This window comes from Microbacterium sp. (genome assembly GCF_051860965.1).
Lineage (GTDB): Bacteria > Actinomycetota > Actinomycetes > Actinomycetales > Microbacteriaceae > Microbacterium.
The window spans coordinates 149376-167099 of record NZ_JBIMKU010000003.1 but is presented as its reverse complement, the minus strand read 5'-3'; the positions used below and the strand labels follow the sequence as shown (position 1 = coordinate 167099).

The 17724-nt window shown below is 69.4% G+C and carries 20 protein-coding genes; 9 read left to right on the top strand and 11 right to left on the bottom strand.

All coding sequences use genetic code 11. The features are described 5' to 3' along the window. Positions 1-4 precede the first annotated feature (4 nt). Positions 5-1018 carry a DMT family transporter gene (locus ACTIFV_RS06710; RefSeq protein WP_439592000.1) on the bottom strand — a complete coding sequence of 338 codons (1014 nt, stop codon included), beginning with the start codon at positions 1016-1018 and terminating at the stop codon, positions 5-7. A gap of 39 nt (positions 1019-1057) precedes the next feature. Here ACTIFV_RS06710 and ACTIFV_RS06705 point away from each other — a divergent pair, with 39 nt between their 5' ends. After that, a complete protein-coding gene (locus ACTIFV_RS06705; RefSeq protein ID WP_439591999.1) occupies positions 1058-1555 on the top strand; it encodes a MarR family winged helix-turn-helix transcriptional regulator in 498 nt (165 codons plus the stop codon). 133 nt (positions 1556-1688) lie between these two features. On the opposite strand, the gene ACTIFV_RS06700 is transcribed toward ACTIFV_RS06705, so the two are convergent. The 3 genes from ACTIFV_RS06700 to ACTIFV_RS06690 form a co-directional block, all read right to left on the bottom strand. Next, positions 1689-2186 carry an HNH endonuclease gene (locus tag ACTIFV_RS06700; protein WP_439591998.1) on the bottom strand — a complete coding sequence of 166 codons (498 nt, stop codon included), beginning with the start codon at positions 2184-2186 and terminating at the stop codon, positions 1689-1691. Positions 2187-2500: 314 nt separating this feature from the next. Next, positions 2501-3358, bottom strand: coding sequence for a M23 family metallopeptidase (locus ACTIFV_RS06695; RefSeq protein ID WP_439591997.1), 858 nt, complete (start codon positions 3356-3358; stop codon positions 2501-2503). Positions 3359-3573: 215 nt separating this feature from the next. Further along, positions 3574-4275 carry a metal-dependent transcriptional regulator gene (locus tag ACTIFV_RS06690; RefSeq protein WP_439591996.1) on the bottom strand — a complete coding sequence of 234 codons (702 nt, stop codon included), beginning with the start codon at positions 4273-4275 and terminating at the stop codon, positions 3574-3576. Between the two features lie 99 nt (positions 4276-4374). On the opposite strand from ACTIFV_RS06690, the gene serC reads away from it, so the two are divergent. Beyond that, positions 4375-5487 (top strand): phosphoserine transaminase, encoded by a 1113-nt coding sequence (serC, locus tag ACTIFV_RS06685; RefSeq protein WP_439591995.1) that lies wholly within the window; start codon positions 4375-4377, stop codon positions 5485-5487. Positions 5488-5507: 20 nt separating this feature from the next. After that, a complete protein-coding gene (locus ACTIFV_RS06680; protein ID WP_439591994.1) occupies positions 5508-6134 on the top strand; it encodes a TetR/AcrR family transcriptional regulator in 627 nt (208 codons plus the stop codon). Between the two features lie 6 nt (positions 6135-6140). Here the strand turns inward: ACTIFV_RS06680 and ACTIFV_RS06675 are convergent, their stop codons facing one another. Further along, positions 6141-6698 carry a DUF3027 domain-containing protein gene (locus ACTIFV_RS06675; RefSeq protein ID WP_439591993.1) on the bottom strand — a complete coding sequence of 186 codons (558 nt, stop codon included), beginning with the start codon at positions 6696-6698 and terminating at the stop codon, positions 6141-6143. Further along, complete coding sequence (locus ACTIFV_RS06670) at positions 6682-7065, bottom strand: cold-shock protein (protein WP_439591992.1); 384 nt, start codon at positions 7063-7065, stop codon at positions 6682-6684. The genes ACTIFV_RS06675 and ACTIFV_RS06670 overlap by 17 nt, the downstream gene beginning before the upstream one ends. Positions 7066-7171: 106 nt before the next feature. Here ACTIFV_RS06670 and ACTIFV_RS06665 point away from each other — a divergent pair, with 106 nt between their 5' ends. Genes ACTIFV_RS06665 through ACTIFV_RS06655 form a run of 3 tightly spaced genes read left to right on the top strand, consistent with a single transcriptional unit; the run spans position 7172 to position 10837 of the window. Next, complete coding sequence (locus ACTIFV_RS06665) at positions 7172-7441, top strand: multidrug ABC transporter ATPase (RefSeq protein ID WP_439591991.1); 270 nt, start codon at positions 7172-7174, stop codon at positions 7439-7441. Continuing rightward, positions 7442-9142, top strand: a complete 1701-nt coding sequence (locus tag ACTIFV_RS06660) for a helicase-associated domain-containing protein (protein ID WP_439591990.1) — start codon at positions 7442-7444, stop codon at positions 9140-9142. A 36-nt stretch (positions 9143-9178) separates the two neighbouring features. Beyond that, positions 9179-10837 carry a DNA repair helicase XPB gene (locus ACTIFV_RS06655; RefSeq protein ID WP_439591989.1) on the top strand — a complete coding sequence of 553 codons (1659 nt, stop codon included), beginning with the start codon at positions 9179-9181 and terminating at the stop codon, positions 10835-10837. On the opposite strand, the gene ACTIFV_RS06650 is transcribed toward ACTIFV_RS06655, so the two are convergent. Further along, positions 10801-11778 carry a lysostaphin resistance A-like protein gene (locus ACTIFV_RS06650; protein WP_439591988.1) on the bottom strand — a complete coding sequence of 326 codons (978 nt, stop codon included), beginning with the start codon at positions 11776-11778 and terminating at the stop codon, positions 10801-10803. The genes ACTIFV_RS06655 and ACTIFV_RS06650 overlap by 37 nt on opposite strands. A gap of 89 nt (positions 11779-11867) precedes the next feature. Here ACTIFV_RS06650 and ACTIFV_RS06645 point away from each other — a divergent pair, with 89 nt between their 5' ends. The 3 genes from ACTIFV_RS06645 (at position 11868) to ACTIFV_RS06635 (ending at position 14729) form a co-directional block, all read left to right on the top strand. Beyond that, entirely contained in the window at positions 11868-12560 is a 693-nt protein-coding gene (locus ACTIFV_RS06645; RefSeq protein WP_439591987.1) for a response regulator transcription factor, read from the top strand. A 139-nt stretch (positions 12561-12699) separates the two neighbouring features. Beyond that, the gene (locus tag ACTIFV_RS06640; protein WP_439592302.1) at positions 12700-14325 is read left to right on the top strand and encodes a sensor histidine kinase; all 1626 of its coding nucleotides are present in this window, start codon (positions 12700-12702) and stop codon (positions 14323-14325) included. A 116-nt stretch (positions 14326-14441) separates the two neighbouring features. Next, on the top strand, positions 14442-14729 hold the full coding sequence (locus ACTIFV_RS06635; RefSeq protein ID WP_439591986.1) for a WXG100 family type VII secretion target: 288 nt from the start codon (positions 14442-14444) through the stop codon (positions 14727-14729). A gap of 67 nt (positions 14730-14796) precedes the next feature. On the opposite strand, the gene groL is transcribed toward ACTIFV_RS06635, so the two are convergent. The 4 genes from groL to ACTIFV_RS06615 all read right to left on the bottom strand — a co-directional run bounded on the left by groL (position 14797) and on the right by ACTIFV_RS06615 (position 17720). Continuing rightward, positions 14797-16416, bottom strand: a complete 1620-nt coding sequence (groL, locus tag ACTIFV_RS06630) for a chaperonin GroEL (RefSeq protein ID WP_439591985.1) — start codon at positions 16414-16416, stop codon at positions 14797-14799. Positions 16417-16573: 157 nt separating this feature from the next. After that, a complete protein-coding gene (locus ACTIFV_RS06625) occupies positions 16574-16774 on the bottom strand; it encodes a cold-shock protein (protein ID WP_439591984.1) in 201 nt (66 codons plus the stop codon). A 133-nt stretch (positions 16775-16907) separates the two neighbouring features. Continuing rightward, positions 16908-17480 carry a LytR C-terminal domain-containing protein gene (locus ACTIFV_RS06620; protein WP_439591983.1) on the bottom strand — a complete coding sequence of 191 codons (573 nt, stop codon included), beginning with the start codon at positions 17478-17480 and terminating at the stop codon, positions 16908-16910. A gap of 9 nt (positions 17481-17489) precedes the next feature. Beyond that, on the bottom strand, positions 17490-17720 hold the full coding sequence (locus ACTIFV_RS06615; protein WP_439591982.1) for a DUF3263 domain-containing protein: 231 nt from the start codon (positions 17718-17720) through the stop codon (positions 17490-17492). Positions 17721-17724 lie beyond the last annotated feature (4 nt).

Genomic DNA, 17724 nt, shown 5'->3' with positions numbered 1-17724 from the left:
CACATCATGCGCGACGGGCCTCAGCGAGCGCCGCGGGTGCCGTCTCTCGTCGCGATCCTGCCGAACCCGTCGATCCTGCCGAACCCGTCGGTCCGGTCGATTCCCTCGATCCGATCGAGCCCGTCGGTCCGGCCGATCTCATCGATCCTCGGCGCATCGACGCCGTGCGCCGTGCAGGAAGAGAGCCCAGCACCACCCCGACGAGTACCAGGACGAGGCCGAGCGCTTGCGAGAGGCCGAAGACCTCGCCGGCCACGATCACGCCGAGAACGACGCCGGTGACGGGGTTGAGCAGACCTACGATTCCCACCACCCCCGGAGAGAGATGCCGCAGTCCTGCGAACCACGCCACGTAGGCGACGGCGGTGCCGATGAGGGTGACGTACGCGAACCCGAGCCCCGACTCGAGTGTGAGCGCGGGCGGAGGTCCTTCGACGAGCAGCGCCGCGGGCACGAGCACGAGGGATCCGCCCACGAGCTGCCACGACGTCATCGTGAGCGCAGGGATGTCGGAGCCCCACCGCACCGTGAGCACGAACCCGATCGACGACGACACCATCGCGCCGAGCGACGCGGCGACCCCCCACACATCGGCGCCGGAGCCGTCGAAGCCGAGCATGACTCCGACACCGACGAGCCCGACGGCCGCGCCGACGACGGCGGCCAGCCGGGGGCGACGGTGCAGAAGCAACCAGGCGAACAGCAGCATGCAGGCGGCGGAGGTCGACATGAGGGTCGACGCGAGTCCGGAGGGCAGGCGCTGGCCGGCGACGTAGACCAGCACGAAGAAGCCGCCCACGTTCAGGATCCCCAGGACGACAGAGCGCCACCACCATGACCCGGTCGGCAGGCGGCGGGCCAGGAGCAGCACGAGGAGTCCGGCCGGAAGAGCACGCAGCACCCCGCCCCACAGCGGATAGTCCGGGGGCAGCAGGTTACGCGTCACGACGTACGTGCTCCCCCATGCGATGGGCGCGATCGCGGTGACGGCGATCCAGCCGAGACGATTACCTTCCATGGAAGATATATTACCTTGCCTGGAAGATAAAATGTCGGCATGGCGCACGAAGATCGCATCAGCGAGATCCAGACCGAGTGGCGGCGCGAGAGGCCTGACCTCGACTCCTCACCGCAGGGCGTCATCGGGCGCCTCCATCGCGTCGCGCTGCTGCTCACCGATCGGCTCGTCGAGGTCTACGGCGAGTTCGGCTTGAGCGAGGGCGAGTTCGACGTGCTCGCCGCACTCCGACGGGCCGGCGAGCCCTACGAGCGCGCGGCGGGTGAGCTCGCCGACCACACGCTCGTCACAACGGGAGGGCTCACCAAGCGCGTCGACAGACTTGTGACGCGCGGGCTCGTCGAGCGGCGCGCCGAGGCATCCGACGCCCGCCGACGCATCGTGCGCCTCACCCCGGCTGGACGAGACCTCATCGATCGTGCGTTCGCAGCACACCTGGCGAACGAGCACCGGCTCCTCGCCGAACTCGGCGCGGACGACACCGCCGAGATCGAGCCGATCCTCGCGCGCTGGTTGGCAGCCCTCGAGGGCGCCTGAGCTCAGGCGCCAAGACTGAACTCACGCGGCAAGCCTGTGCTCACGCGGCAGACTGAACTCACGCCCGACGGCCGAGCCCCGCGCCAGGGCCGAGCTCACGCGGCGAGACTGAGCTCGCGCGCCAGGGCAGAGCTCACGCGGCGAGCGCGAGATACGGCTCCCACCGCGGATCCGTGCGCTCTGCGCCGCGAACCGTCCACTGTCCGCCCCGGGGCGCATTCGGCACGAGACGCAGGTCCCAGCGCATCTCCTCGGGAGTGCGATCGCCCTTGAGGTTGTTGCAGCGCAGGCAGCAGGCGACGAGGTTCTCCCATGAGTCCGCGCCTCCGCGCGAGCGGGGCAGGATGTGGTCGATCGTCGACGCGGCCTTGCCGCAGTATCCGCAGCGGTGGGCGTCCCGACGCAGCACCCCGCGTCGGGTGACCGGGATGCGGCGGCCTCCTGGCACGCGCACGTATCTCGTCAGCAGGATCACGGCCGGTCTGTCGTACGACCCGCGGGCTCCCCAGACGGGCTCGCCTTCGACGAGCTCGATCACCGTCGCCTTCTCGTTCATGACGAGCACGAGTGCGCGCTTGAACGACACGACGGCCAGCGGCTCATACCCCGCATTCAGCACCAGAGTGCGCATTGTTCATCCTCTCGAACGGCCGGGACGGCTTCTCGGTTGTTCGTTCTCGACGGGATCAAGCAGTTTCAGGGCATGAAAAAAGCGCCGTCTGATCACAGACAGCGCTTCGGCGCCACGGAAGAACCGTGGCATCCACTCGTGCAATGCCGCAGGACATGACGTCCCAGCGCATCCATGGTTCGGATGCGTGGACTGTTGCCAGTTCCGCCCACGGCTTCCCTCCGCTTCTCTCAAGCGTCGGGAACAGGCTAACGCACGCCCACCGGGCCGAGGGCCGCGAGCGGGTTAACACCCGATGGCGTGTCGGCTAGGGATCAGCCGGCGTTCGACTGCAGCCAGGCCCACGGATCGACGACGGATCCGTTGATGTGCACCTCGAAGTGGAGGTGATTGGCCGAAGAGCTGCCGGTGCTGCCGACGAGTCCGATGAGCTGACCCGCCTCGACCGTCTGGCCCGAGACCACCTGGCGGCTGCCGTACGTCATGTGCCCGTAGAGGGTCGACACGCGCTGGCCGCCGATCACGTGCTCGATCGTGACGGCGACGCCGTAGCCGCCGAAGCTCTCCTGCGATGTCTTGACGACACCCGCCGCGGCCGCGTAGATCGGCGTGCCCGCGGGCGCGAGCAGGTCGACGCCCTGATGGTAGCCCGAGTCCCAGAGCCCGCGGCCCTTGGTGAAGTTGAGGATCGGCCAGCGCACCTCGCCGGTGCCCGGCGAGACGAGGTTGATGTTCACGAGCGCACCGGCGACACGCGCGCTCTGACGCGCACGGGCGGCAGCCGCTTCGGCCGCCTTCTTGGTCGCGATCTCGGCCTCGGTCGTCGCGGCGTATCCTTCGCGGGTCAGCTCGGTCGAGACGGCGTCCGACGCGATGACCATCGACTGCGCGTCATCGGCCGAGAACTGCTGGATCGTCTGGGCGGCTTCGACGTCGGCGCCGCGCGAGGCGGCGTACGCCGGGAGCGCGACGGTGACGACGAGGCCCCCGACGACGCTCAGGATCACGAGGCTCTTCAGCGGCTTGCGAACCGACTTCTTGGCACGCGGCGCCTTCGCCGGGCGGGTCGCCACGGCGTCGGCGCGCTTCGCAGCGGGTCGATTGCGCACGCGTCGTGCAGGAGTCGTGTCACCCTGCGGCTGTACCGCAGTGGGATCGTTCTCTTCAGCCAAGCTCGTCCTCCGGCGCCTCTGCGCCAAGGACGCTGGCTCGTCAGCACTCAGTGTTCGGGGCACGATGTGCGGGTTTCACCACGTGGACGACGAGCCGGTGAGGCAATCCCCGTGGAGTCCTACGGCGGGCTTCTCGCCTATGGACTCTCTGACGCTACCGGACGGTAACGAATCTGTCACGTTCGGGGCCTGGCAAACCCCTGGAGATCCGACGGTCAGACGCGGTCGTCGACGAGGAAGATGTGCGACGCGACCTCGATCGGCAGCTCGAGACCCTCGTCGTTGCCGTCCATCTGGACGAGCACGTAGCCCTCGCTGTAGCGGTAATCGCCGGACGCACCGGGCAGAACACCTGCGGACTTCAGCTGCTGCAGCAGCTCGGGGTCGACCTGCGCAGGCTCGGCGAGCCGGCGGACGGTGCCCGTGATGGGCTCGCCGGCCTCGTTGAGGCGGCGAACGAGACCCACGACGCCCTGCTCGAACTGGATCGCCGGCACATCGCCCAACTGGTCGAGTCCGGGGATCGGGTTGCCGTACGGGGATTCGGTGGGATGCCCGAGGAGCTCGATCAGCCGACGCTCGACCTGCTCGCTCATCACGTGCTCCCAGCGGCATGCCTCTTCGTGGACGTAGGCCCAGTCGAGCCCGATGACATCCGACAGCAGACGCTCGGCCAGCCGGTGCTTGCGCATGACGTCGACGGCCTTCTGGCGCCCCGCGTCGGTGAGCTCGAGCGTGCGGTCCTCCGACACGACGACCAGGCCGTCGCGCTCCATGCGGGCGACGGTCTGCGACACGGTCGGCCCCGAGTGGCCGAGACGCTCCGAGATGCGCGCGCGCAGCGGCTGGATGTTCTCCTCCTCGAGCTCGAGGATCGTGCGCAGATACATCTCGGTGGTGTCGATGAGATCGGTCATGCGTGTCCTCGCGCGAGAAAGAATCAGGTAAGGACACCCTATCCCGGGCACGGAGACACACGGCGCGGTCCGCCTCCGCGGCATCCCTAGAATCGAGCAATGGCTCATGTGACGCTGCCCCGCGAGATCCTGCCCTCCGACGGTCGATTCGGGTGCGGCCCGTCGAAGGTCCGCGCCGCGCAGCTCGACGCCCTCGACGGACCGGGTCGCGCACTGCTGGGGACGTCGCACCGCCAGGCGCCCGTCAAGTCCCTGGTCGGACAGGTGCGGATGCAGCTGAGCGACCTCTTCCGCGCGCCGAAGGGCTACGAGGTCATCCTCGGCAACGGCGGATCGACGGCGTTCTGGGATGCCGCGGCCTTCGGTCTCATCGAGAAGCGCAGTCAGCACCTGGTGTTCGGCGAGTTCGGCTCGAAGTTCGCCTCCGCTGCGAAGACGCCGTGGCTCGAGGCGCCGGACGTCCGCGAAGCGGCCGCCGGCACCAGCGCGCGCCCCGAGCCGCTCGAGGGCATCGACGTCTACGCGTGGCCGCACAACGAGACCTCGACCGGCGTCTCCGCCCCCGTCGCCCGCGTCGAGGGCGACGACGGCGCACTCACGGTCATCGACGCGACGAGCGCCGCGGGCGGCATCAACTTCCGCGCGAGCGAGGCTGACGTCTACTACTTCGCGCCTCAGAAGAACCTCGGCAGCGACGGCGGACTCTGGTTCGCACTCGTCTCTCCCGCCGCGATCGAGCGGATCGAGCGGATCGCGGCATCCGGCCGCTACATCCCCGAGTTCCTGAGCCTCAAGAACGCGCTCGACAACTCGCGTCTCAACCAGACCCTCAACACCCCCGCCCTCACGACCCTGTTCCTGCTCGACAAGCAGCTCGAGTGGATCACGGCGAACGGCGGACTGCAGTGGGCCGACGCGCGCACCCGCGAGTCCTCGCGCGCGCTGTACGAGTGGGCCGAGGCATCCCCCGTCGCCACGCCGTTCGTGGCCGACCCTGCCGACCGCTCCCCCGTCGTCGTGACGGTCGATTTCGACGAGTCGGTCGACGCGGCCGAGGTCGCCTCGAGCCTGCGCGCCAACGGGATCGTCGACACAGAGCCGTACCGCAAGCTCGGCCGCAACCAGCTGCGGGTCGCGACGTTCGTCTCGATCGAGCCCGAGGATGTGCGCCAGCTGATCCGCTGCATCGACTACACGGTCGAACGCCTGTAATCTCGGGCGGCGGAGGACAGATGGCAGGCAAGCCCCAGGCCCGCACGCTCGCACGGCGTGAAGAGGTGCTGCGCGCCGCGATGAGCGTCTTCGGCCAGCGCGGCTACAACAAGGGCGCCCTCGTCGAGGTCGCGGAGCGCGCCGGCATGACCCACGCCGGTGTGCTGCACCACTTCGGCAGCAAAGAGGCGCTCCTCGTCGCCGTGCTGAAGTATCGCGACGGCGAAGAGGCGGCGGGCGTCCCCGGCCGCGCGCAGACCGAGGGGCCGGCCTTCCTCGGGCATCTGCTCGACACCGTCACCGAGAACACCGACCGACCCGGCGTCGTGCAGACCTACACCGTGCTGTCGGCTGAGTCGGCCACCGACGGGCATCCGGCGCAGGAGTACTTCCGAGGACGCTTCGCCGGTCTCCGCGACAAGATCGCCGGCGTGCTCGCCGAGGTCACCGGCCGCGAGCCCGACGACGAGGACGTGCGGGACGACGCGTCCGCCCTGATCGCCGTCATGGACGGCCTGCAGGTGCAGTGGCTGCTGGATCCGGATGCCGTCGACATGCCGCGCATCGTCGAGAAGGTCATGGACGAACTCGTCGATCGCCTGACCACGCGCGCCGAGGCGCCGTCCTTCCCGAGACCGCGGGACTGAGCGGGACTACTCCTCCTCGTCGGAGAGGTCTTCGCCGGACGACGGCTGGTCGTCCTCGGACAGCTCGTCGTCCTCGGACAGCTCGTCGATGTCGACCCCGTCGACATCGCCCGCGTGGAGGATCGAGGAGCCGTCGCTGTCGAAGTCCGCCGCATCCACGTCGTCGATGTCGTCGTCATCATCGTCGTCCACGTCGGCGTCGTCGATGTCGGCGTCCTCGTCGTCGGCGAGTTCGGCCAGCGCCGCCTGGGCGGCGTGGTACTCGGCGAGTCGCTCGGCCCACGGCACCCACTCCGGCGCGACCAGCGCGCCGTTGCCGGGCAGCAGCTCCATCTCGAGCACCGTGGGCTCCTCGCCCTCGACGCGCGCGACGCTGACGGTCCAGAACCAGCCCGGGTAGCCCGCGAGGCGGTTCTCGAACCGCAGCGACACGACGCCGTCGGCCTCGAGCCGGTACTCGGCAGGGGGTCCGACCGTCGAGGCCGGAGTGATCTCACGCAGCGCGGCGAGCGCCAGATCGTGCGCGCCGATCAGGGCGGGGTCGGGCTCAGGCTTCGAGGTCATCGGCGACCTTGCGCAGGACGGCCGCGACCTTCTTCGCGTCACCGCCGCGCGGGTAGTGGCCGCGACGCAGGTCGCCGCCGATGCCGTCGAGGAGCGTCACGAGGTCTTCGACGATGATCGCCATGTCGTCGGCGGGCTTGCGCGAGCGCTTGGACAGGCTCACGGGCGCTTCGAGCACGCGGACCGACAGCGCCTGGAGTCCGCGCTTGCCGTCGGCGACGCCGAACTCGAGGCGGGTGCCCTGCTTGGGTGCGGTCGTGCCCGCGGGCAGGGCGGTGGCGTGCAGGAAGACGTCCTGGCCGTCATCTGTGGTGATGAAGCCGAACCCCTTCTCCTCGTCGTAGAACCTGACCTTGCCGGTGGGCATTGCGAACCTCGCTGTAGAAACTGCGCCGCGGACGCGGCAGAACGGATGGCGGGGCGAACCCCTCCTCAAGCCTAGGGCAAGCGGCGACGGGGGTAGGCTGGGGCGGATGAGCACGCCCACTCCCGGCGACGATGTCGCGATCAGCCGAGTCGACCGCATCCTGTCGTTCATGTCGCTCGGGATGATCGTGGTGTCGGTCGTCTGCTTCTTCGCGATCATGATCGCCCGCCCCGCCGGAGTGACGGATTTCACGCAGGGCATCTGGCCGCTCGTGACGATCCTCCCGCTCCTCGCGCTGCCCCTCGCCTTCCTCCTCATCCTGGTGGTGCTCATCCGCGCCTTCATCCGTCGCGGCCGGGCGAACCGCGGGGGCTGAGTGATCTCGGGCGAGCGCGCGCTCGCGACATCGCTGTCGGACCTCGACGATGTCGCCCTGACCGCCACGCTCGTCGCACGCGGCGTCTCCCCCACTGCGGCGTGGCGCGACTTCTTCGACGCCGCCGCGGGATTGCTGGATGCCGCATCCCTGGACCGCATCCTCACCCGTCTTCCGCGCGCGACGTTGATGGCGTTGACGGATGCCACCGTATCCGGTGTCCCGTCCTCTCTCGCCCTGCTCGACGAGTCCGGTCGACCCTATGACGCCGTCGCGGCGCGCGTGTCGGCGCTCCGCACGGCGCACCCGGAGGCGTTCGAACCGGTCGAGGCGCCGCCCGCCCGCGCCATCGGCGGGGAGGCAGCCGCCGCGGAACGCGCGTTCACCTCGGCCGGAGCCCTCGCCGACATCCTGCTGGCGTGCCTCCACGCCCCCGTGCAGCGCACGGGCGCCGGAGCCGTGAGCGCCGCCGACCGGCGCCGGCTCATCGAGGCGGGCGCCGTCTCGTCCGCCGAGGAGCTCGACGACCTCCTCGCATCGGCGGCCGCCGCGGAGCTCGCGTCGCCCACCGCACGCGAATGGCTCGTGACGGCGGCGGGCGAGCTCTGGATGGAAGCGTCGACCCTCGACCGGTGGCGCACCGTCGTGGAGGGGTTCCTGCGCGCCGTGCCGGCGGGCCTGCGCACCCCCGACGGCGGGATCGCCGATCCCGGCACGTGGCAGAGCGCGTATCCGCTCGATCCCGAATGGCCCGAGCGATCGGCCCGCATCGCCCGCACCGCGGTGCGCTGGGGACTGCTCGGCGACGACGCCACCGAGCCCGCCTGGACGTCGCGCATCCGCCGCGGAGGCGAGCTCGACACTGCCGCGCTCGCGGAGCACCTGCCGGCCGAGATCGATCGCGTGTACCTGCAGGCCGACCTGACCGCGATCGCACCGGGGCCGCTCGCGCCCGCGCTCGAGCTGCGCCTGCGGTCGATCGCCCACCGGGAATCGCGCGCGCAGGCCTCGACCTACCGGTTCACGACCGAATCACTCGGCTCCGGGCTCACCGAGGGCGAGACCGCCGAGTCGATCCGCGGCTTCCTCTCGGCGCTGTCGCTGACGGGCATCCCGCAGCCCCTCGACTACCTGATCGAGAGCACGGCGGCGCGGCACGGACTCGTTCGGGTCGGGGCCGACGAGGCATCCGGTCGCACCCGCGTCGTCGCCGCCGACCGCGGCCTCCTCGACGCGATCGCCGTGGATCAGGCGCTGCGCCCGCTCGGACTCCTCCGCGACGGCGAGGACCTCGTCTCGCGCGTCGAGCGGGATGCCGTCTACTGGTCCCTCGTCGACGCGCGCTACCCCGTCGTGGCCATCGACGACGCGGGCGAGCCCGAGTCCCTCCACCGGCGCACGGGCCGTCACACGACGGACGAGGGCAGGAGCCCGCAGGAGCGGTACGCCGGACTCGTCGCGACCCTCCGCGCGAGCCTCGGCACCGACGGGGATGCCGCGTGGCTGGGCCGCGAGCTCGACCAGGCGGTCCGCAATCGCGCCGTGATCGTCGTCGTCGTCCGGCTGCCCGATGGCGTGGAGCGGACCTTCACGCTCGAGGCGTCGGGCCTGGGCGGCGGGCGCCTGCGCGGGCGCGACCGCGCTGCCGACATCGAGCGCACGCTGCCCGTCTCGAGCATCACGAGCGTCCGTCCCGCGTGACCCCTCGTTCACGGGGCTCACGTAGAATTGCACGTTATGGCTGACGGTCCCCTCATCGTGCAGAGCGACCGGACGGTGCTGCTCGAAGTGGCCCATCCGGATGCCGAGAACGCGCGCCACGAGCTCGCGATCTTCGCCGAGCTCGAACGTGCGCCCGAGCACATCCACACCTACCGCATCACGCGGCTCGGCCTGTGGAACGCCCGCGCGGCGGGGCACGACGCCGACGACATGCTCGCGACGCTCGACCGCTGGTCGCGGTTCCCGGTGCCCCCGTCGGTGTCGATCGACATCCGCGAGACGGTGGGCCGCTACGGCCGGCTCGTCATCGAGCGGACGCCGGTGGCGGATGACGGCTCGGGCGGCGAGCTGGTGCTCCGATCGACGGATGCCGCGGTGCTCGCGGAGATCTCGCGCAACAAGCGCATCCAGCCCCTGCTCATCGGCAAGCCGACCCCCGAGACGTTCCTCATCGACGCGTGGGCACGCGGCCACATCAAGCAGGAGCTGCTGAAGATCGGCTGGCCGGCCGAGGATCTCGCCGGCTACACCCCGGGGACGCCGCATCCCATCGCGCTCGAAGAGAGCAACTGGACGCTGCGCCCCTACCAGCGCCAGGCCGTGGACATCTTCACCGAGGGCGGCTCCGGCGTCGTCGTGCTCCCCTGCGGCGCGGGCAAGACGCTCGTCGGCGCGGCGGCCATGGCCGACACGAAGACCACGACCCTGATCCTCGTCACCAACACCGTCAGCGCGCGCCAGTGGCGCGACGAGCTCCTCAAGCGCACGACCCTCACCGCCGAGGAGATCGGGGAGTACTCGGGCCAGGTCAAAGAGGTCAAGCCCGTCACGATCGCGACCTACCAGATCCTCACGGCGAAGCGGAAGGGCGAGTACGCGCACCTCGCACTGCTCGACGCCCTCGACTGGGGACTCATCGTGTACGACGAGGTGCACCTGCTCCCGGCGCCCGTCTTCAAGCTCACCGCCGATCTGCAGGCCCGCCGCCGCCTCGGCCTCACCGCGACGCTCGTGCGCGAGGACGGCCGCGAAGGCGACGTCTTCAGCCTCATCGGGCCCAAGCGCTTCGACGCACCGTGGAAGGAGATCGAGGCCCAGGGCTTCATCTCGCCCGCCGTCTGCTACGAGGTGCGCGTCGATCTGCCCGCGGGCGACCGGCTCGAGTACGCCGCCGCCGCCGACGACGAGCGCTACCGCCTCGCGGCGACGGCGCACGCCAAGATCAGCGTCGTCCGCCGTCTCGTCGAACGCCACAAGGGCGAGCGCATCCTCGTCATCGGGCAGTACCTCGATCAGATCGACATCCTCGCCGAGGCGCTCGACGCACCCAAGATCACGGGCGCGACACCGATCGACGAGCGCGAGGAGCTGTACCAGGCGTTCCGCGAAGGGTCGATCGAGCTGCTCATCGTGTCGAAGGTCGCGAACTTCTCCATCGACCTGCCCGAGGCATCCGTCGCGATCCAGGTCTCGGGATCGTTCGGCTCGCGGCAGGAGGAAGCCCAGCGCCTCGGGCGCCTGCTGCGCCCCAAGGAGTCCGGCAACACCGCGAGCTTCTACACGCTCATCGCCCGCGACACGGTCGACCAGGACTTCGCGCAGAACCGCCAGCGGTTCCTCGCCGAGCAGGGCTACAGCTACACGATCCTGGACGCCGACGGCATCGCAGCCTGAGCTTCGACCGGCGCCACGGGTGCCGTGAGACGCAGGGTCCGCGGCATCCCGGACCGCCGCATCATGACCTCGACGAGGGCGACGTACGCTGCGACCATCACCGTCGACACGACGAAGCTCAGGATGCCGGGCGACGTCGCGTTGACGTCGCTGAGCCCGGCGAGCGCGAGCAGGAACGCCAGCAGGTTGTTGACGACGTGGATCGAGATCGCCGCCTCGAGTCCCCCCGTGCGCCAGGTGAGCCATCCCGCCGCGACCGCGAAGACGCCGACGCTGACCTGACCGAGCGGGTCGTAGAGGTGGCCGAGCACGAAGAGCGGCACCGGCAGCAGGATCGCGAAGGCGGGATGCCGCAGCCACCGCCCGATCATCTGCATGAGATAGCCGCGGAAGACGTACTCCTCGGCCGCCGCCTGGAACGGCACGACCAGCAGGAGCACGGCGAGGCTCGCCCAGAGCAGGGTGTTGTCGCCGGGCTGCAGGACGTCGCCGACCGGCTCATCCGACGGCAGAAGGTAGGACAGCGCCGTGACGACCCCGGCGACGACGACGGCCGCCGCGGCGCAGAGCAGCATCCATCGCCATCTCAGGCGACCGAACGCCGACGAGACCAGGCCCACCCGGCGGCCGTTGATGATGAGGGACGCGAGCACGTACGACGGCAGAATGAGCGCGATCGAGCCGAGCAGGATCGCCAGCAGGAGCGGATCGGCGAGGTCGAACGCGACTCCCTCGCTGATCGACAGCAGCCGCGGAACGATCGTCGGATCGGCGAGGGACAGCACGAGGATCGCGATGAGGATCACGACGGTGAAGGCGACGTAGAAGGCGACGCCCAGCAGTCCCACGACCAGCGGCGTCCACCATCCCGGGCGCTGTCGGGCGAACACGAGGCGGTGGAAGGCGAGACCGGCGGCGTAGGCGTCGGACGGAGGCGTCATGCTCCTATCCTGCCCGGCCCACGCGTCCATGAAACGGCTTTCCGGGCGATATCCAGACAGGGCATGGCATCCATCGCCATAATGAACCCATGACCGCACCGCGCATCCTCGTTGTCGATGACGAGCCGAACATCCGCGACCTGCTCATCACGAGCCTCCGATTCGCGGGATTCCAGGTCAAAGCCGTCTCGAACGGCGCACAGACGATCTCGGCTGTCCTGGAGGAGGAGCCCGACCTCATCATCCTCGACGTCATGCTCCCCGACATGAACGGCTTCAGCGTCACGAAGCGCCTCCGCGGCGCCGGATACACGGCGCCGATCCTGTTCCTCACGGCGAAGGACGAGACCGAGGACAAGATCGCCGGTCTCAACGCGGGCGGCGACGACTACGTCACGAAGCCGTTCAGCCTCGACGAGATCGTCGCGCGCATCCAGGCGATCCTGCGTCGCACGATGCAGGCCGACGAGGAGTCCGTCATCCGCGCGGGCGAGATCACGATGGACCAGGACACCCACGACGTCGTCGTCGGCGACGCATCCATCGACCTCAGCCCCACCGAGTTCAAGCTGCTCCGCTACCTCATGCTCAACCCCAACCGCGTGCTGTCGAAGGCGCAGATCCTCGACCACGTGTGGGAGTACGACTTCAACGGCGATGCGGGCATCGTCGAGAGCTACATCTCTTACCTGCGGCGCAAGATCGATCCGCACTCGACGGAGCCGCTCATCCAGACCAAGCGCGGCTTCGGCTACATGCTGAAGGCGGGCAAGACGGCCTGAGCCGTTCGATGACACCGTGACCGACAAGACCGACGCCGTCACCCGGTGGTGGCGCAGCATCAGTCTGCGCGCCAAGGTCACCGGCGCCTCGGTCGCCGTGCTCGCGATCGGTCTGCTCGCCGCCGGCATCGGCACGACGATGTTCCTGCGCGGCGCCCTGCTCGCCAACCTCGACACCCAGCTCGTCCAGCTCGCGCAGACCGACGTGGCGCACTCGCTGATGACCTTCGACATCGGCCCCGACGGCGACCTCATCGTGGATGACGCCGACAACGCGCCGCCCGCCGACTACGCCGTCGCCGTCTACAGTCCCATCGACGGCCGCTTCCTCGGCTCCGCGGGCGGAACGGGCCCATCCGAGCCGGACTTCCCCCCGACCCTCACCCTCCTCGAGGCGAAGCAGAAGGAGCTCGAGCCGGTCGCGCTCGCATCGATGGACGGCGACAGCGAGTTCCGCGCCGCTGTCTCGGTCCAGCCGTACGAGAACACGGCGTACCCGCAGCTCGTCGCGCTCCCCGTCACCGGTGTGAATCGCGCCGTGGCGACCTCGCTCGGCATCTACAGCATCATCGCGGTCTTCGCGATCGTCTTCGGCGCGGTGCTGACGCGCCTGCTCGTGACGTTCGCCTTCCGCAGCCTCGGGCAGGTCGAGTCCACGGCCATGGCGATCGCCTCGGGCGACTTCGGCCAGCGCATGACCGACATCGAGCCCACCACGACCGAGGTCGGGCGGCTCAAGACCGCGATCAACGCGATGCTCGGGCGCGTCGACACCGCCATCTCGCAGCGGGATGCCACGGTGCGCCAGATGCGCCGGTTCATCGGCGACGCGAGCCACGAGCTGCGCACGCCGCTCGTCACCGTGCGGGGCTACGCCGAGCTCTACCGGATGGGCGCGATCCGCGGGGACGAGGACATCGCCCAGGCGATGGATCGCATCGAGAGCGAAGCCAAGCGCATGGGCGTGCTCGTGGAGGATCTGCTCGCCCTCGCCCGGCTCGATGAGAGACGGGATGTCGTCATCACGCCCGTGGATCTGCGTCCCGTCGCACGGGATGCCGCGCTGGACGTGCGGGCGACCTCGCCCCTGCGGCCGGTCACCGTCGTCGACACGACAGCGGACGAACCGCGCGACCCCTCGCCCGCGCAGGCGCCCGACACCGAGAGCGCGAAGCGTCCGAACACCTCCGCGATCGCGCGCGCCGGGGCATCCCTCTCGCTCCTGCGACGCAAGCCGAAGCCGGTGCCCGCCACGTCGGCGACCGGGATGGGCGAGCCCTCGGTGCAGCAGATGCATCTGGCGTCGGAGCCGTCGAAGCCCTCGAGCGCCCCGGCGCCGATCGTCTTGGGCGACGAGAACCGGATCCGGCAGGTCGTGACGAACCTGCTGGGCAATGCACGGAGGTTCACGGGCGACGACTCGCCGATCGAGCTGCGCGTCGGCATCGACACGGCGATGGCGATGGGATGGATCGAGATCGTCGATCACGGCGAGGGCATCCCCGATCAGATCAAGGACAAGATCTTCCAGCGCTTCTGGCGCGCCGACACCTCGCGCACGCGCGAGACGGGCGGCACGGGCCTGGGCCTGTCGATCGTCGCGTCGATCGTCGAGGCGCTGCACGGCACGGTCTCGGTCGCCGACACCCCGGGCGGCGGGGCGACGTTCCGCGTCTCGCTTCCGCTCGCGGAGCCGCGGGATGCCTCGGAGCACCTCCACCTCGAGACCCAGCCGCTGCGACGACTGACGGATCTTACCGACTAGCACCTCCTCCCCAGCGGCGGCCCGGTGTGCTGTCCTCCACAGGCGCGCAGACGGCTCGGGATGCCACATCCCCGGATCTTTAGCGTGGACCCACACAGTCCGAGCAAGGAGCTTCCATGGCCGTCTTCTCCGTCGATTCCGACGCCGTCCTCTCATCCACCGCCCTCGTGCGCGGCACGATCGATCGTCTGCAGGGCGAGGTGAACGCTCTGCTCAGTCAGCTCACGGGCCTGCAGTCCTCGTGGACGGGTGCCGCGGCGACGGCGTTCCAGTCCTCCGTCGAGCAGTGGCGTGCGACCCAGCGCACGGTGGAGGAGAGCCTCGCCGGCATCAACGCGGCGCTGTCGCTCGCGGGGCGCCAGTACGCCGAGGCCGAGCAGGCCACGATGGGCCTGTTCCGGTAGCGGCGCACGACGAATGCCCCGGCCGATCGGCCGGGGCATTCGTGTGACTGCTGTCAGAGGGCGGGACTCAGAAGTCCATGCCACCCGTCGGGTCGCCCGCCGGAGCGGCGGCCTTCTCGGGCTTGTCGGCGACGACGGCCTCGGTCGTGAGGAACAGGCCCGCGATCGACGCAGCGTTCTGCAGCGCCGAACGGGTGACCTTCACCGGGTCGTTGATGCCGGCGGCCAGCATGTCGACGTACTCGCCGGTCGCGGCGTTGAGGCCCTGACCCGAGGGGAGCTCGGAGACCTTGTTGGCGACCACGCCGGGCTCGAGACCCGCGTTGAGGGCGATCTGCTTGAGCGGCGCCTCGATCGCGACGCGCACGATGTTCGCACCGGTCGCCTCGTCACCCGAGAGCTCGAGACCAGCGAACGCCTTCTTGCCGGCCTGGATGAGCGCGACGCCACCACCGGCGACGATGCCCTCTTCGACGGCGGCCTTCGCGTTGCGGACGGCGTCCTCGATGCGGTGCTTGCGCTCCTTGAGCTCGACCTCGGTCGCGGCTCCGGCCTTGATGACGGCGACGCCACCGGCGAGCTTCGCGAGGCGCTCCTGGAGCTTCTCGCGGTCGTAGTCGCTGTCGGTGTTGTCGATCTCGCGGCGGATCTGCGTGACGCGACCCTCGATCTGGTCCGCCTCACCGGCGCCCTCGACGATCGTGGTCTCGTCCTTGGTGACGATGACCTTGCGGGCACGGCCGAGCAGGTCGAGCGTCGCGTTCTCGAGCTTGAGGCCCACCTCTTCGGTGATGACCTGGCCACCCGTGAGGATCGCGATGTCCTGCAGCTGCGCCTTGCGGCGGTCGCCGAAGCCGGGGGCCTTGACGGCGACCGACTTGAAGATGCCGCGGATCTTGTTGAGCACGAGAGTCGCGAGCGCCTCGCCCTCGACGTCCTCGGCGATGATGACGAGCTCCTTGCCGTCCTGGATCACCTTGTCGACGATCGGCAGAAGATCCTTGATGTTCGAGATCTTCTGGTTCGCGATGAGGATGTACGGGTCTTCGAAGACCGCTTCCTGACGCTCGGGGTCGGTGACGAAGTACGGGTTGATGAAGCCCTTGTCGAAGCGCATGCCCTCGGTGAGCTCGAGCTCGGTGCCGAACGTCTGCGACTCCTCGACGGTGACGACGCCTTCCTTGCCGACCTTGTCGATCGCCTCGGCGATGAGCTCGCCGATCTCGGTGTCGCCGGCGGAGATGGATGCCGTGGCCGCGATCTCCTCCTTGGTCTCGACCTCCTTGGCATCCTCGAGCAGCTGCGCCGTGATGGCTGCGACGGCCTTCTCGATGCCCTTCTTGAGCGAGATGGGGTCGGCGCCGGCCGCGACGTTGCGCAGGCCCTCGCGCACGAGCGCCTGAGCGAGCACGGTCGCGGTCGTCGTGCCGTCACCGGCGACGTCGTCGGTCTTCTTGGCGACCTCCTTGACGAGTTCCGCGCCGATCTTCTCGAACGGGTCGTCGAGCTCGATCTCCTTGGCGATCGACACGCCGTCGTTCGTGATCGTGGGGGCGCCCCACTTCTTCTCGAGAACGACGTTGCGACCGCGCGGGCCAAGCGTCACCTTGACGGCGTCGGCCAGGATGTTGAGGCCGCGCTCGAGACCGCGGCGGGCCTCCTCATCGAAAGCGATGATCTTTGCCATGTGTGTTTCGTCCTCCCAGGACGGGGCTTATGGATTAGCACTCAACGAACCGGAGTGCTAATCCATTCTGGCACTCGCCCTATGCGAGTGCAAGCCGCCGGGAGCACGAAAGAGGGATGCCTCGCGGCATCCCTCGTCGTGTCGGCGTCGCGATCCGTCAGACGACGCGCACCGCTTCCGCCTGCGGACCCTTCTGGCCGGCGCCGACCGTGAACTCGACGGTCTGCCCCTCCTCGAGGACCCGGAAGCCGCTCATGTCGATGTTGGAGTAGTGGACGAACACGTCCTGACCGTCCGAGACGGTGATGAAGCCGAAGCCCTTCTCGGCGTTGAACCACTTGACGGTGCCCTGAGTCATGCGAAGTCTCCTGTATTGCCGTGTGACAACGCCATCGTATGCACGCCGGAATCACCGGAACCGGCTGCGGGGCGGATGTTGACACGCGCGCATCGAAGTTTTTACGGGCCGGAAACACGCGGCCCGGCGCCGGTCAGGGCGTCGCGGAGGGCGCGGGCGGATTGGCCGTGCGATCGAGTCCGATCACGATCGTGAGCTGCCTCGTCGCGGGGTCGGCGGGCTGGTACGCCTCGCTCTGCTCGACCTTCGCGCCGCCGATCACGCCCGCGAGGCCGAGAGCGGCCGCTTCGTCTTCGGGGGCGAGGTAGTAGACGGTCGTCTCGGGGAAGTCCTGGGATCCGGCTCCGCCCGCGAGGACGGTGCCGATGGGCCAGCCGGCGCCGAGAACGACGTCCTCCATCTGCGTCGCGAGGCCCTCTTCGGGTGTCGCGTTGAGGATCAGCACACTCGTCGTCGTGTCGACGACCGGGGTGACCACCGGCGTCGGAGTGGGGGTCGGCGTCGGCGTCGGGAACAGGTCGATACGGCCCGAGACGAGCAGTGTGCCGAAGATGCCCGCTGCGATCAGGACGATCGTGGCGAGCGCCGCCCACAGGAAGACGACACCCCCGCGCATGCGGGGATTCTCGGCGCGATGTGCGCCGACGCGCCCTGCATCGGCCGGAAGATCATCGAAGCGATCCCGCGGGAAGGTCGTTTTCGGCACCTGACGATGCTACCGTCCGGTCGCGGAAACACGTGCCTCACGCAGGCGGCGCAGGCGCTTGACGAGCATGGGATCGTGCTCCTGCGCCTCGGTCGTCTCGATGAGCCGGCCGAGGAGCTGGTAGTAGCGCGCCGGCGACATCCCGAGGTCGTCGCGGATCGCCTCCTCCTTGGCTCCGACGTGCCGACGCCACTCCGCCTCGAAGGCCAGGATGGCGAGGTCGCGGTCGGTGAGGGGCACAGCC

What these genes read in the sequence shown, in the direction of transcription:
- ACTIFV_RS06670 (WP_439591992.1), bottom strand. Translation starts at nt 7,065, where the DNA reads ATGCCCACCGGCAAGGTCAGGTTCTACGACGAGGAGAAGGGGTTCGGC.
- ACTIFV_RS06710 (WP_439592000.1), bottom strand. Translation starts at nt 1,018, where the DNA reads ATGGAAGGTAATCGTCTCGGCTGGATCGCCGTCACCGCGATCGCGCCC.
- ACTIFV_RS06645 (WP_439591987.1), top strand. Translation starts at nt 11,868, where the DNA reads ATGACCGCACCGCGCATCCTCGTTGTCGATGACGAGCCGAACATCCGC.
- ACTIFV_RS06655 (WP_439591989.1), top strand. Translation starts at nt 9,179, where the DNA reads ATGGCTGACGGTCCCCTCATCGTGCAGAGCGACCGGACGGTGCTGCTC.
- ACTIFV_RS06665 (WP_439591991.1), top strand. Translation starts at nt 7,172, where the DNA reads ATGAGCACGCCCACTCCCGGCGACGATGTCGCGATCAGCCGAGTCGAC.
- ACTIFV_RS06635 (WP_439591986.1), top strand. Translation starts at nt 14,442, where the DNA reads ATGGCCGTCTTCTCCGTCGATTCCGACGCCGTCCTCTCATCCACCGCC.
- ACTIFV_RS06690 (WP_439591996.1), bottom strand. Translation starts at nt 4,275, where the DNA reads ATGACCGATCTCATCGACACCACCGAGATGTATCTGCGCACGATCCTC.
- ACTIFV_RS06680 (WP_439591994.1), top strand. Translation starts at nt 5,508, where the DNA reads ATGGCAGGCAAGCCCCAGGCCCGCACGCTCGCACGGCGTGAAGAGGTG.
- ACTIFV_RS06650 (WP_439591988.1), bottom strand. Translation starts at nt 11,778, where the DNA reads ATGACGCCTCCGTCCGACGCCTACGCCGCCGGTCTCGCCTTCCACCGC.
- ACTIFV_RS06625 (WP_439591984.1), bottom strand. Translation starts at nt 16,774, where the DNA reads ATGACTCAGGGCACCGTCAAGTGGTTCAACGCCGAGAAGGGCTTCGGC.
- serC (WP_439591995.1), top strand. Translation starts at nt 4,375, where the DNA reads ATGGCTCATGTGACGCTGCCCCGCGAGATCCTGCCCTCCGACGGTCGA.
- ACTIFV_RS06675 (WP_439591993.1), bottom strand. Translation starts at nt 6,698, where the DNA reads ATGACCTCGAAGCCTGAGCCCGACCCCGCCCTGATCGGCGCGCACGAT.
- ACTIFV_RS06705 (WP_439591999.1), top strand. Translation starts at nt 1,058, where the DNA reads ATGGCGCACGAAGATCGCATCAGCGAGATCCAGACCGAGTGGCGGCGC.
- groL (WP_439591985.1), bottom strand. Translation starts at nt 16,416, where the DNA reads ATGGCAAAGATCATCGCTTTCGATGAGGAGGCCCGCCGCGGTCTCGAG.
- ACTIFV_RS06640 (WP_439592302.1), top strand. Translation starts at nt 12,700, where the DNA reads ATGTTCCTGCGCGGCGCCCTGCTCGCCAACCTCGACACCCAGCTCGTC.
- ACTIFV_RS06700 (WP_439591998.1), bottom strand. Translation starts at nt 2,186, where the DNA reads ATGCGCACTCTGGTGCTGAATGCGGGGTATGAGCCGCTGGCCGTCGTG.